Annotated in this window: 1 protein-coding gene; it reads left to right on the forward strand. The window is 43.4% G+C overall.

Translation table 11 applies throughout. The features are described from left to right. The coding region (locus AC2A4J_RS20360) for a glycoside hydrolase family 1 protein (RefSeq protein ID WP_484177298.1) at positions 1 to 458 on the forward strand (458 nt) is incomplete at both ends.

Consider the following 458-nt stretch of genomic DNA (forward strand, 5'->3'; position numbering starts at 1 on the left):
TCCCTGGTGATGGCAAAGGACCGAATATTTGGGATCATTGGTTTGAGCAAGAGCCGACTCGTTTTTTTGATGGCGTAGGACCGAACGTGACATCCCAATTTTACCGAAAATATAAAGAGGATATTCGTCTGATGAAAGAAATTGGGCACAATTCATTCCGGCTGTCCATTTCATGGTCACGTCTCTTACCTGAAGGGACAGGTGCTGTGAATGAAGAAGCAGTATCTTTTTACAATGATGTGATCAATGAACTGATTGCACATGATATTGAACCGTTTGTGAACCTGTACCATTTCGATATGCCGATGGCGCTGCAGGAAAAAGGCGGCTGGGTTAATAGACAGGTAGTAGATGATTATGTGAGCTATGCAGAATTGTGCTTTCAATTATTTGGCGACCGTGTGAAAAAATGGTTTACCCATAATGAACCGATCGTTCCTGTGGAGGGCGGGTATATG

Source organism: Marinomonas sp. ATLA20 (assembly GCF_057180105.1).